This is a genomic window from Bacillus sp. ISL-75, assembly GCF_018613095.1.
The window spans coordinates 1-15762 of sequence record NZ_JAGGQX010000051.1 but is presented as its reverse complement, the minus strand read 5'-3'; the positions used below and the strand labels follow the sequence as shown (position 1 = coordinate 15762).

19 protein-coding genes and 2 pseudogenes are annotated in these 15762 nt (G+C 35.1%); 16 read left to right on the top strand and 5 right to left on the bottom strand.

Features of this window, described 5'->3' with window-relative positions:
- Positions 1–127 precede the first annotated feature (127 nt).
- Together J7E63_RS19980 and J7E63_RS19975 are read left to right on the top strand one after the other, a co-directional pair.
- Positions 128–778, top strand: coding sequence for a hypothetical protein (locus tag J7E63_RS19980; protein ID WP_215015502.1), 651 nt, complete (start codon positions 128–130; stop codon positions 776–778).
- A gap of 84 nt (positions 779–862) precedes the next feature.
- Entirely contained in the window at positions 863–2026 is a 1164-nt protein-coding gene (locus J7E63_RS19975) for a DNA cytosine methyltransferase (protein WP_251033632.1), read from the top strand.
- A 223-nt stretch (positions 2027–2249) separates the two neighbouring features.
- On the opposite strand, the gene J7E63_RS19970 is transcribed toward J7E63_RS19975, so the two are convergent.
- Positions 2250–2666 (bottom strand): very short patch repair endonuclease, encoded by a 417-nt coding sequence (locus tag J7E63_RS19970; protein WP_215015540.1) that lies wholly within the window; start codon positions 2664–2666, stop codon positions 2250–2252.
- A 303-nt stretch (positions 2667–2969) separates the two neighbouring features.
- On the opposite strand from J7E63_RS19970, the gene J7E63_RS19965 reads away from it, so the two are divergent.
- Positions 2970–4103 (top strand): HNH endonuclease, encoded by a 1134-nt coding sequence (locus J7E63_RS19965; protein WP_251033631.1) that lies wholly within the window; start codon positions 2970–2972, stop codon positions 4101–4103.
- A gap of 56 nt (positions 4104–4159) precedes the next feature.
- Here the strand turns inward: J7E63_RS19965 and J7E63_RS19960 are convergent, their stop codons facing one another.
- Positions 4160–5023 (bottom strand): DUF5677 domain-containing protein, encoded by an 864-nt coding sequence (locus tag J7E63_RS19960; protein WP_215015501.1) that lies wholly within the window; start codon positions 5021–5023, stop codon positions 4160–4162.
- Between the two features lie 34 nt (positions 5024–5057).
- Positions 5058–5729, bottom strand: coding sequence for an Ntn hydrolase family protein (locus J7E63_RS19955; RefSeq protein WP_215015500.1), 672 nt, complete (start codon positions 5727–5729; stop codon positions 5058–5060).
- Positions 5730–6266: 537 nt separating this feature from the next.
- On the opposite strand from J7E63_RS19955, the gene J7E63_RS19950 reads away from it, so the two are divergent.
- From J7E63_RS19950 to J7E63_RS19925, 6 genes and pseudogenes are all read left to right on the top strand, one after another.
- A complete protein-coding gene (locus tag J7E63_RS19950; protein WP_215015499.1) occupies positions 6267–6797 on the top strand; it encodes a hypothetical protein in 531 nt (176 codons plus the stop codon).
- Positions 6798–6992: 195 nt separating this feature from the next.
- A complete protein-coding gene (locus tag J7E63_RS19945) occupies positions 6993–7424 on the top strand; it encodes a DMP19 family protein (protein ID WP_215015498.1) in 432 nt (143 codons plus the stop codon).
- Positions 7425–7964: 540 nt separating this feature from the next.
- Positions 7965–8540, top strand: coding sequence for a recombinase family protein (locus tag J7E63_RS19940; RefSeq protein WP_215015497.1), 576 nt, complete (start codon positions 7965–7967; stop codon positions 8538–8540).
- A gap of 1 nt (position 8541) precedes the next feature.
- The gene (locus J7E63_RS19935) at positions 8542–8727 is read left to right on the top strand and encodes a hypothetical protein (protein ID WP_215015496.1); all 186 of its coding nucleotides are present in this window, start codon (positions 8542–8544) and stop codon (positions 8725–8727) included.
- A 27-nt stretch (positions 8728–8754) separates the two neighbouring features.
- Positions 8755–8955: a hypothetical protein gene (locus J7E63_RS19930; protein WP_215015495.1), complete on the top strand. Its 201-nt coding sequence runs from the start codon at positions 8755–8757 to the stop codon at positions 8953–8955.
- A gap of 634 nt (positions 8956–9589) precedes the next feature.
- A pseudogene (locus tag J7E63_RS19925) lies at positions 9590–9754 on the top strand (hypothetical protein); the annotation flags it as partial.
- A gap of 114 nt (positions 9755–9868) precedes the next feature.
- Here the strand turns inward: J7E63_RS19925 and J7E63_RS19920 are convergent.
- Complete coding sequence (locus J7E63_RS19920) at positions 9869–11032, bottom strand: site-specific integrase (protein WP_215015494.1); 1164 nt, start codon at positions 11030–11032, stop codon at positions 9869–9871.
- Positions 11033–11048: 16 nt separating this feature from the next.
- Positions 11049–12101, bottom strand: a complete 1053-nt coding sequence (locus tag J7E63_RS19915; protein WP_215015492.1) for a hypothetical protein — start codon at positions 12099–12101, stop codon at positions 11049–11051.
- 243 nt (positions 12102–12344) lie between these two features.
- Between J7E63_RS19915 and J7E63_RS19910 the strand changes: the two genes are divergently transcribed.
- The 7 genes and pseudogenes from J7E63_RS19910 (at position 12345) to J7E63_RS19885 (ending at position 15643) form a co-directional block, all read left to right on the top strand.
- On the top strand, positions 12345–12542 hold the full coding sequence (locus J7E63_RS19910; RefSeq protein WP_215015490.1) for a hypothetical protein: 198 nt from the start codon (positions 12345–12347) through the stop codon (positions 12540–12542).
- Positions 12543–12848: a DNA-binding protein gene (locus tag J7E63_RS19905; RefSeq protein WP_308161981.1), complete on the top strand. Its 306-nt coding sequence runs from the start codon at positions 12543–12545 to the stop codon at positions 12846–12848.
- A 49-nt stretch (positions 12849–12897) separates the two neighbouring features.
- The gene (locus J7E63_RS19900) at positions 12898–13317 is read left to right on the top strand and encodes a bifunctional DNA primase/polymerase (RefSeq protein ID WP_251033636.1); all 420 of its coding nucleotides are present in this window, start codon (positions 12898–12900) and stop codon (positions 13315–13317) included.
- Between the two features lie 17 nt (positions 13318–13334).
- A pseudogene (locus J7E63_RS30585) lies at positions 13335–13409 on the top strand (hypothetical protein); the annotation flags it as partial.
- Positions 13410–13478: 69 nt separating this feature from the next.
- On the top strand, positions 13479–14513 hold the full coding sequence (locus tag J7E63_RS19895) for a primase alpha helix C-terminal domain-containing protein (protein WP_251033630.1): 1035 nt from the start codon (positions 13479–13481) through the stop codon (positions 14511–14513).
- 56 nt (positions 14514–14569) lie between these two features.
- Positions 14570–15226 carry a hypothetical protein gene (locus J7E63_RS19890; RefSeq protein ID WP_215015479.1) on the top strand — a complete coding sequence of 219 codons (657 nt, stop codon included), beginning with the start codon at positions 14570–14572 and terminating at the stop codon, positions 15224–15226.
- 237 nt (positions 15227–15463) lie between these two features.
- Positions 15464–15643, top strand: a complete 180-nt coding sequence (locus J7E63_RS19885; RefSeq protein ID WP_215015477.1) for a helix-turn-helix domain-containing protein — start codon at positions 15464–15466, stop codon at positions 15641–15643.
- The last annotated feature ends 119 nt before the right edge of the window (positions 15644–15762 follow it).

The window sequence follows — 15762 nt, the reverse complement described above, 5'->3', positions numbered from 1 at the left end:
GAAGTTAGACTTCAAGCTTTATTAGAAATGACATTTTGCCTACTTAAACATTAGATTTGTTCCCAATTAATGTTGAAAAGGCGCTATAATTGATACTGATGTCCTATTAGAAAGGAGTGATGAACAAATGACACCAAGTGAACAGCAAGGTCTAAAAATAGCGGTTGAGGTCTTCGATAAAAAATGTCAAAAACTGGTGCGACACCGTAGACCGAATATTTACCTAAAATCAAATGCGGAACTTTTTAGCGATTGGTTTGAAGACGGATTGGAAGAATATAATATTCAAAAATTAGGTGCAAACGCACACCCTGACCTTATTATTGACGGTGTAGGTATGGAATTAAAATCTCTTCGTGCTAATGGTCAAATTCAGTTCAATTCAACAATTCCTTGTGGTGGATTCCGTCACGGTGACATTTCTGGAGAATGTTACTACGCAGTTGCACGTTATACGACAGAACGCAATTATGGTTACCTTGAAGACTTCACCATTTGTGACGGTGATTTTTTCAATCATGATCGCCAAAGAGCGTTTGCCCACCACAACGAGCAAGAATCAGGTTTTGGAGATTATGGGGATGGGGTATGTCGACATCGTAAAATGTATTCTTTCCCAAGTCCGTTAAGGACAGTTAATGGAATATCATTGATTTCTAAGTTTGATAATGTTCACGAATTATACCCGCATTTAGATTTTGATACACAGATGGAACGTATCAATATACGTGGGGAAATATTTCATTTCTATGTCTATCGGCACAATTTGTTGCCGTAAAATCAAAAATTATAGACAAGCCTCTATATTTCTGGTACATTCATTATATATAAATTTCACGTACCAGATCGAGGGGAGAAATTAATGAAAACTACACAGTTAATTTCCTTGTCTAAAAAAGAACATAGGGAATTGATGAATAAGATTGAAGACCTTTCCAACAAAGAAAACAGGTCGCTTTCTGAAACAATAATGCACTTATTAAGTATTGGGTACGGTGAGTACATAAATCGGACCTTTGATGATTCCGTTCCTTTTTCGGTTGTTTCTCTATTTGCAGGAGCGGGCGGTTTAGATACTGGATTGAAAATGGCTGGATTTAACGTGATATGGGCAAATGAAATCGACAAAGACGCTTGTGAAACTTATGTTGCCAATCACCCAGAAACGTATGTGGAACGTGGTGATGTTCGTAACGTTAAAGCTTTTCCAAAGGCAGATTTGGTTGTTGGTGGATACCCATGCCAAGGCTTCTCATTAGCTGGAAATAGACTAATCACAGACGAGCGCAATTACTTATATCGGGAATTTGTACGCTGCTTACGTCAAGCTAATCCGAAATTCTTTATTGCTGAAAACGTAAAAGGGTTGCTTACAATGGCGGGCGGTCAAATTATCGAAGCAATGATTCAAGACTTTAAAAACGAAGGTTATAACGTTTCACACCATCTGGTAAACGCAAAAGACTATGGTGTTCCACAAGATCGTGAACGTGTATTGATAATAGGTGTTCGTGAAGATCTTGCTTTTAAATACGAGTTACCAAACCCAACACACGGCAGTGGCATGTTGGAATTAAAACCGTATGTGACATTGAGGGACGCAATTGGACACTTAAAGCCTAGTGAAGTTGGTGAAGTTTATGATAGTACGTTTTCTTCACGTTATTTAAGCCGTAACCGTAAACGTAGTTGGGACGAAGTAAGCTTTACTATTCAAGCAAGCGGAAGACATGCGCCACTACATCCAAGCGGTGAACCCATGATTAAAGTCGGACCAGATGAATGGATTCTTCCAGAAACATCAGAACACCGCAGGCTTTCCGCAGTAGAATGTGCATTAATTCAAACTTTTCCGCCCGATTACATTTGGAAGGGAAGTCTTGGTGCAATCCATAAACAAATTGGAAATGCCGTGCCTTGCCTTCTAGCAAAAACAATCGCAAAACCGATGTACGATTTCTTAAAGCAATACTATGCTCAAGAAAAAGACCAACAACAAACAGAACTTATTGAGCAATACGCTTAATCGGAGGATTAAGGTGGATAATTTTAAAAAATCGTTAGACGAAGCAAATTACAGCTTTTCAGAAGTTGAGCGAAGAGTGGGAAAAGATTGAAGTAACACATTCAGATAAGCTTGCAGAAAAATATCCGTTTGACAAAGATTTTATGGAAATCATAGCGGATATGCGGGAATGGAAAGAAAGTTTGGATAAATAGTTAAACGTTGGGCTTCCTTTGGAAGTCCTTTATTGTATCTTAGCTTTTTCAACGAACTCAATAATACCATTTATGACTTTTTCAAAATCCTCTTTAACTTGGTGTTCCCAGATTCTTAAAACATGCCAACCTTTTTCAAAGTAATAGTTATTAACTGTATAATCACGTTTGGCATTTCTATAAAGCTTCTTCTCCCAGTATTCAACGTTACTTTTCGGAAGGTGACCATGTAGCGGACAATTATGCCAAAAACACGAATCAAGAAAAATCACAACTTTATACTTTTTGATAGCAATATCAGGTTTGCCAAATAAATCCTTCACGTTTCTTCTATATCTTAGTCCACGTTGCCATAACTCTTTGCATACAATTTCTTCAAGCTTAGTTGTGGAACGTATAGACCGCATTATATTACTTCGTACTTCTGCAGAAAACTTATCAGCCAACACAGATAACCTCCCTTGAAAAGACTACTTTATTAGTTATAGCCTTTCTACGAAGGCTTAAAACGGTTTGCACGACTTAAGAATCATTGCTACCGTTCAGTTGCTAAAATAAAAAAGATGATTTTCTTAACGATAAAGGTAAGTTACGATCGTGGCATGCCATTTTGCGTTATGTGTCTTGTATTGAGTAGTGAAATTAAGATAATACATAAAGCGAAAAATAACTAAATCATTCCCATAATTCACCATGATATAATACTCTATATTGTCTAAATAACAAAAGAGGAGGAAGATTATTACCAAATGGCGATTCCTTATGGTGAAAAAAAAGAGCGTATCTTAAAAGCGATTGATTATATCAATATCCATGGAGTGCCAGAAAGAAGACGTTCCATCAAATATGATTTGCTCTTCAATGGCACTCTGTATCCACCTAAATATGTAATAGATTTAGCTAATATAGATGGAGAGGAATTAAGGGATAGTGATGGTAATAAAATTGGTATGCACCGTTTTTTGGAAAGTTTAGGTTTCAAGATATTGTACCCAAATGATGAAATAGATAGAGAGCAGTTTAACCGCCCCTACCCTTCTGAAAATGAATTAGTTTCCGAACATGAAAATACAAAGTATATACCCAAGTTAGAACCGTCAAAACGGTCAAGGGAATATAACTATTACAGAAATGATGAAAAGGATTCTATCATCTATGAATACCTTTTTAATTCAATGTCGCACCGTTGGCTCGACGAGCATATATTGGGGATTGCATTGGATAAGAGGACTGGTCACGAATCAATGAATATTCTTCATTTCATAGGGTTAAAGGACAAGCATAAAGGAATATTCAAAGACTATAGTATTAACGAGGCAATAGGCATATTAGAACAACAGAAAAAGGAGTTTAGTTTAGTTATTCAATCTATACAAAGATATCAACAGGGAAGTGTTGTAAAAGAGATTGAGACTGGCTCTACTGATGCTGCTTTAGGTGAATTAGAAACTTTTGTTCTAACTAATGCAGTTAACAAAGAAATAACAGAAACCGAGAAAGAGCAAATCTATAAGTCTAGAATTGGTCAATCCGCTTTTAAAAAGGCTCTATTGGCTGTTGAAAAGAGATGTAGACTATGTGGTGTCTCAGACGAACGTTTCCTAATTGCTAGTCATATCAAGCCATGGAGTCAATCTAATCATCAAGAGCGGCTAGATGTTAATAATGGACTGCTGCTTTGTCCTAATCATGATGCCTTATTTGATAAGGGATTCATTAGCTTTAATGATAATGGTGAAATGTTAATCTCAAATAGCTTAGATGAACCTACAAGACTTTTTCTAAATATCAATAACACTATGAAAGTAGTATTTAATGATGGACAATTGAAATACATGAAATGGCATCGGGATAATCTATTTCAGGCTGATCAATTGGCTTAATACCTATATAAACAAGAAGAGAAACTTTTAGTAAAAAAGCATGCCACAATCATGCCTTACCTTTTTGTTATAATTTCAATTTCTAACGTATTGATGTAGAATTCTTCAAACTCAGGTAAAATCTCGGGACAATAACGAATTACCATTAAAGATGAACACAAATTTACAAAACTTATGCCAAGATAGCAGAGGGTATCATAACCAGAATGACGATATCTAAGTGGTGCTAGGAATTGTTTCTTTGTTTTTTCGTTAGTTACAATATTCTGGAGTGCTGTAAATCCATGGGTTTCTAATGAATAACCTGAATACAATAGAGGGTGCGTGACTTCAAAACTTGATGCTAATTGAGTGAAACTACTTGCACTCCCATAGAGACTATACCACTTGGGAGGAAAATGTTTGTTTTTCTTTTCTAACTTTGCTTTTTCTTTCAGCCATACTTTATTTACTGATTTTAATGGTTCTTTTGATAAAGAGGATGTAAATTTTGTAACCTTTTCTTTCAGTTCTTCTAACGTGTATATAGTCGAAAATTCGCCAGATTTAATTGCTTTTTTTGCCCATGTCAACTGTTCGTGCATGTAAGCAACATAATATGAGTTTGCTCGATTTGCCAATAAATCCTCATTTTCAAAAATGAATTGCATACCAATAGAAGTTTCGTACAATGTTCTAAATGTTGAGGTGGCTGCACTGTTTGAATCATGGTCTAGAAGAATAAATAAGCCATCTGCTTGCTCTAATACCTTTCTATACATCGAAATAATGATAACATCATGATGTTTTAAATTTTCTTTACGAGCAGACAATTCTAGTATTTGTTGTCCAGCTATTATCGCTTTACTCAATGTATTAAGGTTTGGATTCTCAATGGCATCTTCAATATCTGTATTTAGAATTTCATCAAATAAACTCAAGCTGACCCCTCCGTTTTTTCATGACTGCCTACGACTAGTTCTTAGGTTCATGTTTTAGCCAATGAGAATGTTCAGGATTTTTGTCCAATACATAGATATCAATAACACCTCCGACGGTATCAACTTGGTCAATGACCTCCGTGAATCCCTTTTGATAAAAATCAAGTGCCTCATTAAAGGTCCAATCATCGGTTTCAGTATCAAAATATGACTTTATAATCGGGTACACCTCTTCGTCTCCTACGACTGCCTTCTTTCCTCCCCAATTAAATTTTTGAAAGTGTGATTGATAGGTATGGATTTTGGGCTTTAATTCCCCATTTCCATTTGGCTCAAACTTTGCAAGTAAAAAGCAAAAACGATTGTCTACGCTAAAAGGATTCCGCCCCATACTTTCACTTAATGTTCTGTTCCACATTTTCACAAGTCCTAGTAGTAACTGTTCTCCTGTAGCTTTTGAAATGATTTGTTGGTTTAATTCAAGAAAACGCTCCGTAATTTTATTTAAATCAAAATGATTCCCCGCACCTATATAAACTTTTCCTAATCCTGCATGACCAATTACGATCTTGTTCTCAACAGGAATAATTTTATCCTCTTCATCAGTATAGTCGATCATTTTTCCTTGATCGTCTCTAGTAGATGAACGGCTGTCTGCCATCATAATGATTTTGTCTTGCCATGTATAAGCTACTACCATTGTCATAAATGATTTCCCCCATCACGAAATAAATATTCCAAATTATACTAACATTCCTCCAACAAGGATTCGTATAAGAACTTGCTGTAATTATGTAAAATATACCAATCATTATTTTACCATATATCCGACGATGAGGAATGACAGCAAAACTAAAAATAAGGGATACTTTATCATTGTATCTCCTTTTGTTAGTAAGTGAAGGTAGTACCAGTACCTTAAAGCACACGCCTACAGACGCTCCGAATGACTCGTTGAGGTGTTCTAAGAGTCTCCGCTACACACTTTTCCTACCCCTTTCCCTCAATTCGAAAATGTGCTTATGATTGAATCTGTGGGCATTATGTAAGTCTCATGTGAGGGATGCTCCTATCTAACCCATTTGGGAACTAAGATGTCATTTTGGCGACACTCGTTTCTTGATAAAATTTGAACTTGAAGAGTTAACTCAAGGCGGGGTTCGGTGTGAACAGGGAGCGATAACTTCAAACCCTTACCTATTGCAATCATTAATAAAAAATTAGAGATGGAGGTAGTTCTATTGTGCTTGGTATAAATGATTACAATCCAACATTCTACACCGACTTGAATGAGTTTATTAAAGAGCAAAGAGATAGCTTAAGGTCGCTAATTGGTTTAAAATTGGATGAAGTTTGGACAGTACATGAAATGTCTGATGGTGAGTTTTGGTCAGATTGTCCTGTTATTTTAGGTATAGGTGGACAACAGTTAGAGTTTTGTTCGTTTAATGATAGGGAAATTGCTGTTACTTGGAATGAAATTGATTTAAAGGAAAAGTTAGATTGGTACGGTAATCAGGAATTAATTCTGGAATGGCGAAAGAGTGCTATTGGAAATATCTCTTCATTTATTGGAAAGCAAATAGAGGAAATTGAAGTAATTGAAATGACTCAAGAGGCATTTGATTCAAAAGGTAGGCTACTTCATTCTAACCTTCTGTTAAATGGTTTAGGTTTTTGTATTGGTGCAAGTTATTTTTCAATTTTTAATGCTTTTGATGAGACTGGCTTTTCATATTTGAGAGATGAAAATCTTATATATACTAAGCTTTAACTTAAGTCTAATCCTTAATTCAACTTACTGCTGCGTTTCTGTACTAAGCAGGAACGCTTTATCCTGTTAGGGAAAGGGGAACTTCAAACCCCTTATCTATCTGTAATAAGAAGACAGCAACGCTTTTACTTTTTGTAATAAAGTGGCAGAATAGTCAAAGAAGGAATTGTTGAACTACACGGAGGAAATTGTAAAATGAGTAGATTAGATGAAGATTGGCAACAGCGTTGGTATCAACTGTGTGATAAACATGATGAAAAAGGTTACGAAAGTCTTAGTTCAGATGAAAGAATATGGTATAACGTTAGAGGATTAATTGATGCAATCGAAAATGGTGGTCTAATAAGTTTTTATAATAATCATGGTGCTGATGACCTTGATGATACAATGGAAGATTTACAAAAAATAGATGCAATTGATGTTATTAATATGTTAGAAGAAGTGAATCAATTATTTCCAAATGGTAAGCCACCGAAGGATATTGATAAACGAAATGAAGTTATCGATTCTTGGGAGGATGGGCAGTACGAGGATTTATTAGAGTCATTAGACGATAGATTTTACGACGAACTACAAGAGAATCTAGAACTCAAGTTGGACAAGGTTGTTAGAAGGTTACTTAGTTGAACAGGAAGCGTTTCTGTATCAAGACAGGGACGCTTTTTTGTGTTGTGGTTAGTCGAGCGGGAAGTATAGTGAGTACAATTAATCATGTCTCAGACGCTCAGAATGGCTCGTGGTGGTGTTGAGGGCGTCTCCCCTCCTCTTATATCCTTTATCTATGTTGTATTTCTGGAATTGAATCTGAGGGCATTATGTAAGCCTCATATCAGTCCTTAGTGTGTAGGCGTGAAATAGAAACCACACACATCCACAAACAAACATTCGTTATATTTCCGATACGACTCAGATATTGAATGTGATTTAGTGCGTTAAAGTGATAAATCAGATAGTAATAAACTGATGTTGTTCGATAAGGGTAATCGAAATAGATTATGCTCCCAAGGCAATATATCTTATACCATCCTTGTACATAGCTTATGGCTAACCCTTAATAGTGCAAATACTTGAAAGTTATTGCACCTTTTTAACGACCTTGCTATAATAGGCTTAGAGAGGTGCAATAACATAGTGCAATAAGTCGCTGATGAAAAGTGAGGAAAACCAATGAAATATGGATATGCAAGAGTTTCGACATTAGCACAAGATTTAGAGGTTCAAATTCAAGCATTACAAACGGAAGGATGCGAGGTAATATACAAGGAGAAATTCACAGGTACTAAAACAGATAGACCTGAGTTTAACAAAGTGCTTGAGGCATTACAAGAAGGAGACACCTTAGTCGTAACAAAGCTAGATAGATTTGCAAGATCAGCAGTTGAAGGTATTCAAACAGTTAAGGATCTATTAGCAAGAGGTGTAAAAGTTCACATCCTTAATATGGGACTGGTTGAAAATACCCCAACAGGAAGGTTGATTTTCAATATACTAAGTTCATTCGCAGAGTTTGAACGGGATATGATTGTTGAACGTACTCAAGAGGGTAAAGCATTGGCTAAGCAACGTGATGATTTCAGAGAAGGAAGACCGAGAAAACACTCTAAGCAACAAGTACAACATGCTTTAGTATTGCTTAAGACACATACATATAAAGAAGTTGAAGCAATGACAGGAATAAAGAAGCGAACACTCATTAACAGAAAGAATGAACTAGAGGCGAAGCATATAGAGAAAGGTGAATAGAATGAAACAAGCATTTTTCAATGAACTGGTAAAACAAGATGTGAAGTTTACAATCGAAGATAAATGTAAGTACTTCAGTGATTTTAAGCTTTACTGTGAAGAAATGGATTTTACAACAGAAGAAGAATTAGTGAAAGGCGCTTTCGAATATGTAACGTGCCAGATTCATTATGGTATATTTAGGTAATAAAAAGACAAGGAAAGGTGATAAACTATGCAAGGAATCTTAGGTGAAATTGGAAAGGCTTTAATCACATTACAAGAGCAAGGTGAAGTAATTATTGGAAGAACCGATGAAATTTATGTTGATGAAATTGCTTTTTATGTTGAAGAAACTCTAAAAGGAGTAAAGGCGGCTTATAAAACAGAGGTGATAGAGCCTAGCATGAAGATTAAGATTGCATTATATGATTAATGATAAACTTTACATATAACCAAACAAGGCACAGGGTAAGCTCTTAGGAAGACCTAAAACATCTATTACATATGCATTTGAGATGGCTTACAAGCAATGGAAAGCAGGAAATATCACTGCAGTTGAAGCAATGAAGAAATCTAATATGACTAAGGCTACATTCTATCGCAAAGTAAAGGAATATGAAGCAAGCTAGGGAGACTCAGAAAGGGGTCTTCTTTTCATTATGTTGATGGTATGGGGGGGCGTATTTTCCACACTTTCATTAGTACTTTTAAGCAAAATCGACTTAGGTAGCTACAAATCTACACCACGATTTTTTACGATTACATCCATTCGAATAGCCTCTACTTACATAGCTTCATTGGGTGGGGCATAGATGTATGAAACCCATTGTCGGTTCAAGCCATATATCATGGTTCTTATGTTTGAATGATACCTTTTTGAGGTACTTTAAACCCCATACCAATAGTCTAAATGAGCGCAAAATTAGTGGTTAATATCAATATTTGTATTAGCACTTTACAGTTTGCAATCACTACTTTATAATTTTTATTGAAGCATTATCACGAGAAGTGGTTACTGCTAGTTGAAAATGAATAATATATGATAGCAAAACCCAATAATGCCAAGGGTTGACCCAACTAAAGTTACTCGTTCTGCATTACAAAATGCAGCATCTGTAGCAGCTATGTTCTTAACAACTGAAGCAGTTGTTGCTGACAAACCAGAACCAGCTGGTGCTGGCATGGGTATGCCTGACATGGGCGGTATGGGTGGAATGGGCGGCATGATGTAATAAACATCATAAAGCCTTGATATATAGGGGTTTTTAAGTGATTGAGGTTTAAATGCTCATACTTTTGCTCATAATGAGTAAAAAATTCAACTTCATAAGCTAAAAGCTCATTTATTAGAGAAGGTCTTTCATCAATTTACTAAATTGGTGGGAGGCCTTTTCTTCCATGTTTGCGGTCATATGAGCGTAAATATTCATGGTAGTGTTAATGTCCGTATGTCCTAAACGCTGCTGAATCTCCTTAACACCTACACCCGCTTCAATCAATAAAAATGTATGTGTATGTCTGAACGAATGAGGGGTAATATTTTTATCAATATTGGCCTTTTTTAATAAACGTTTTAGCCTAGTTTCAATTACTTTTCTTAATTGTGGGTGTCCATCATTTCGTGCAAAAATAAACAGGTTTTCAATATAAAGGGGACCTTTTTGCAATTTTATCTCTTTTTGTTTGATTTCATGTCGCTTTAACATTTTAACAAGTCTTTCATCAATTCGAATGGTTCGTATGGAGCCTGCTGTTTTAGGTGAAAGTAACTTATATTCCTTAAAATTATTGTTGGGATTGTATAAGGTTTTAGTAACACGCAATGATCCCTTTTCTTTATCAAAATCAGACCATTTAAGAGCAAGTAACTCCCCAATACGTAAACCTGTATAGGATAATGTAGTAAAAATTAAGGAATCCATTTCTAAACCATCTGAATTAGTAGTACGTAAAAATAGTGCAAGCTCTTCTTTTTCTAAAAACTTTATTTCCTCCTGTTGGCTTTCAATCTCCTCAACCCTTACTTGATATTTTGGTAATTGGGTATTTTCCGTGGGATTAATTTTAATAAGTCCTAGCTCAACTGCATGATTAAAAATCATTCGGCCACAAGCATGAATACCACTTACATAATTACGGCTATATTTTTCAGATAGTTCTACTATTCGTCTTTGGTAAATTTGTTTGCTAATCTTTTTTAGTGGATAGGGACCCCATACTTTTATAAAGTGTTTCATTTCTTTACTACGTGCTCTAACGCTGCTTATTTTTGCATTTTGGGCATATAGCTTTATCCAGTCTTGTGCAAACGATTCAAACGTCATTTTAGTTTCTTTAATAAATCCCCCATTTTCAATTTCCGCTTCAACTTTTCGAGCGGCTGAGGCTGCCTCTTTTTTCGTGGCAAACCCCGATTTGGTTATTTGTTTTTGTTTCTGTGTTAATGGGTCTATACCTAGAGAGACAGTATAAGACCATTTTCCATTATTCCGTTTTCGTATATATGCCATATTAAATTTCTCCTTATTATTTTTTTTCTTTTTTTAATCGGTTGTTGTATGCCATTTCACAACTAGATCTTTTCCTATTTGGTAATGCAGGACAATATCTTTGTCTTTTGTGTGTAACCTCAAAAATATGGCCGCAATATTCACATTCACGGACCTCTACATTGTTAGATAAAGCCTTTGCCAATTGAAAATATGCAAAGTTGAATAGATCAGAAAACCATGCACCCGGATTATATGAACCGTTTTGGTAATCAAGGTAAGTACTAAAATGAAAAGTATCTAATCTTGATAGTAAATCCGCTAAATGTTTTTTGGCTATTTCTATTACATCTTCATCATCATTTAAATTAGGCTTAGGAAGCAGGGAACGAATTTTAGGGATATTATTGGTTTGAATAATCTTAAACCATTCAAAATTTTGCTTATAAATTGCAATTTTTTTATTCAGAACAGAAACAGAGCTAAAAGGGAAAAATATACAATCGCCATCAAGTATAAATTCAAAACCCATATCATCCATAATGCCGGTTGGTAAACCAAAATGCCTTGAAAATCTTAATAGTGATTCAAAATCAAAGACCTCTAACTTGGCTATTTCCGTATATAATGAATGAGCATCTTGAAGTTTATATTTGTTTGATATATTTGACATACCATCGGGGGTAACCCCTAGCCTCATCGGGTCATTGAAAAAACTTTCTTCTTTCATTCGGTAGTAGACCTCATCTTCTTCTTTCTGGTTTGTTTCTTCTTCGATTTTTTGATTCCTTTTCAGAATAGTTATTAAATCATTAAAAGGTATCTTTTTATAATCAGCCCATCTTTTTTTACTTGTCTCAGAAGTACGATTAAGGAAATCACCATGGAAATTTTTTTCGATAATAAATTCTTTCTTTAGGTGCCTTTTCCAAAAGTCAATGTTTACATTGGGAAATGAGAACATTGGGTCCATGTCCAGAAATGAATCAAAGGGATAGTCTTCTAGTGCTATGTCTTCAAAAAAGTGATAATCGCTAAAGATTAATATCTCTTGGTCATATTGTAGACTATTTAAAAAATTATTTTTCATGTCGTACCTCTTTCTGATTTTGAAGTTATATTTAAGAAAAAGTCTGTGAAGAGCTAAATTTTTTATTGAATTTTGATTGTTTTACACCGAATATTCATTTTTAACGACATAAAACAATATAATAAACTCCTTTTTAAGTGTTGAAATTAAAAAATTTATATACTACAATTAATTACAGATTAGCACAACTACGACATAAACAACAACATTTTTTTGCAATTTATGTGTAGGAGGTGGGTTCTTGTGTTTAGAAAACGTAATCTGAATGTTGTAGAAGCAAAAGGTAGAATCCCTTATTGGGTAATTGCTGAACGGCTGGGGGTTCATGAAAATACAATTCAAAACTGGATGAAGAAGGAAATGCCTAAGGAGCGTAAAGAAGAAGTACTAGGTGCAATTGCTAAGATTAAGGAAGAAATTGAAAAGAAGGGTGATTCGTAAGTGCATAAGGAGAATATTATCCAATTTTCTTTAAATGAAGAAGGTTTGAAAGAACTATATCTATCAGAAGTACAGAAGCATCTGGAAAATATGGAAATGGATACTATGCTTATGGACAGTAAACAACTATGTAAAAAATTAAACCTCTCATGGCCAACTATAGAAAAACTATTTCTCTATGATCCTAACTTTCCAAAAATGCGTGTAGGTAAAAAGTGGTTATTTAACCGAAAGGAGGTTCAAAAATATATCGATTACTGGTCGGATGAAATAAGACAAAAAGGAGGGACAATCAATATAGATTAGTTTAATACTGTATGGTGTATGCCTTTGAGGGGAGGGATTAGTGATAGGAATGAATGGAAGTACTGGATTGGTAAATAAAGATAGTCCAATATTACAAGCAGCATTAGGATATAGTCGATTGCTCAAATGGTCAGTATTTCCCCTACATTCGGTAGTTAATGGGCATTGTACTTGTAATAATAAAGAGTGTACAAGCCCAGGAAAGCACCCCAGAATATATAACGGCTTGAAATCAGCTACAACAGATAAAGCTACTATAATAAATTGGTTTACAAGATGCCCAGATTCAAATATAGGAATAGTGACAGGAAGTAAAAATGGATTTTTCGTACTGGATGTTGATCCAAGACATAAAGGACATGAATCATTAGAACAATTAATATACCGTTTTGGTAAGTTACCGAATACAGTAGAAGCTATTACAGGAAGTAAAGGAAATCATTATTTATTAAGTATCAGGAAGGTATAAGAAATAAAACCAATTTTTTGCCCGGATTAGACATCAGGGGCGAAGGGGGTTATATCGTTGTTGCACCATCCAATCATATTAGTGGTGGGATTTATGAATGGGAAGTATGTAGTAAGCCATACGTAAACGATATAGCGGCCGCTCCTAAATGGTTATTGGATATGATTTTAACACCAATAAAGGAACAACCAACTGCAAAGTCACCATCTTATTGGTTGAATTTATTTAATAATACATCAAGAGGAAGCCGAAATAACGCAGCCGCTTCATTAGCCGGATATTTATTAAAAAAATATGTTGACCCTAGATTAGTAGTTGAAATGTTACACCTTTGGAATGAATTTAAGGTAATGCCACCTTTAACCGATAAGGAATTAAACAAGATTATAAATAGTATAGCCGGAAAAGAGGTAGACCGAAGGAAGGGGGGAAATATGGATAATTTACGGGCGTTGGAAGAAATGCAAAGCGGTTCAAATGAGCAGGAAGAAAAGAAAACACAATCGCAAATATTAGTTGGCTTATCTTCAAATATGGTTTTATTTTATGATGAGCAAGACGCAACCTATGCTAAGGTAAAGGTAAACAATCATTATGAAGTATGGCCAATTCATTCAAAAGGATTTAAAAATATATTGACATATAGGTATTTAAATCTTTCTAAGGAAAAAGATAAAGTGCCGGGTAATCAGGCTTTGCAAGACGCATTAAGAGCACTTGAGGCTAAAGCAAGATTGGAAGGTCAAAAGGAAAAAGTACATTTAAGAATTGCGGAAATCGAAGATAGCATTTATCTGGACTTATGCAACGAAAATTGGCAAGTCGTTGAAATAAACAAAAAGGGTTGGAAAGTGATTGATGAATCCCCAGTATATTTCAAGAGGTCAAAAACAATGCAATCACTACCAACTCCCAAACCCAATGGTAACATAGAAAATTTAAAACGATTCATTAACTATCAATCACACGATGATTATAACTTAATAATAGCATGGTTATTATCTACATTTAAAGAAAATTCCCCTTTCCCAATACTTACAATACAAGGTGAACAAGGAAGTGCAAAAAGCACTACTACAAAAATACTGAGAGCATTAGTAGACCCTTATATCCTTGAGTTAAGAGCATTACCAAAGGATGAAAGGGATTTATCCATAGCCGCTAATAGCACCTGGGTATGGCATTTGACAATCTGAGTGGCTTATCCAATTCGATGAGTGACGCACTTTGCAAAATTTCAACTGGTGGTGGCTTGGCGACACGTAAACTATATAGTGATGATGAGGAAGCGGTCTTTGACATTATGAGACCAACTATTCTAAACGGTATTGATGATATAGCAAAAAGGCAGGACTTACTAGATAGGGCAGTAGTGATAAATCTCCCATCTATTGAAGGAAATAGGAGAATAGATGAAAAGGCATTTTGGAAGGAATTTAACGTTTTAAAGGCTGACGTCTTAGGAGGATTATGCAATATTGTCAGTCAAGCATTAGCGGCATTACCAAACACAAGACTAACCATTAAACCAAGGATGGCTGACTTTGCTTTATGGATTAGTGCTGCCGAAAAAGCACTTAATTGGAATGAGGGGTACTTTAATAGGATTTATAGCAAAAATAGAGCTAAGGCAATAGACCAAGGGTTAGAATCGGATCCATTAGCTGTAGCAGTTCAATTGTTTATGGACAATAAAAAAGAGTGGACTGGAACCACATCGGAAACATTATCGCGATTAAATCAATTTGCCGGAAATGCAGGAATCAAAGATAGCAAATCATGGACAACACCAAATAAATTAAAACAAAGGTTAAGAAGAATTGCTCCCGCTTTAAGAACTAAAGGCATTGAGGTAATCGAATTACCCCGGAGTAGTAAAGGAGGAATGATTAAATTGTTAAAAAGTTAAACATACTTACACAGCCTACATTGCGTTCACAATGGACTATAAAATATTAATATAAAAGTGTAGGTTGTCAGTTATATTGCAATGAATCAGCCTACACGAAAATAAACCGCTAATTAAATGATGGTGTAAGTTATGTAGGTAATGCAGGTAATGGTTGGGGTAAATATTTTGGTAGAAAGTCAATTGCTGCTTAGCTGTAAGAGGTATTAATAATTAATAATAAAGGTGGTAATAAAGTTGGCAAAAGCTACAAAAGATTACAAAAGAGAACATGGCTTAACAGTTGAACAATATAATGCCATTGATTTATTAATTACTGGAAAAAGCGATCAAGAAACAGCGGATATAATAGGAGTAAATAGAGTTACTGTAACAAAGTGGCGGAACTATGACCTTCATTTTAGAGCAGATGGATAGGTTACACTTAGTTGGACAATAAAAATAAGGGCAAGTAGAATAATAGACAACAAGTGAGGAGAATCTACTATGTCCAAAAAAAGAAGAACGTTTACAACAGACTTTAAAAAGCAGGTGCT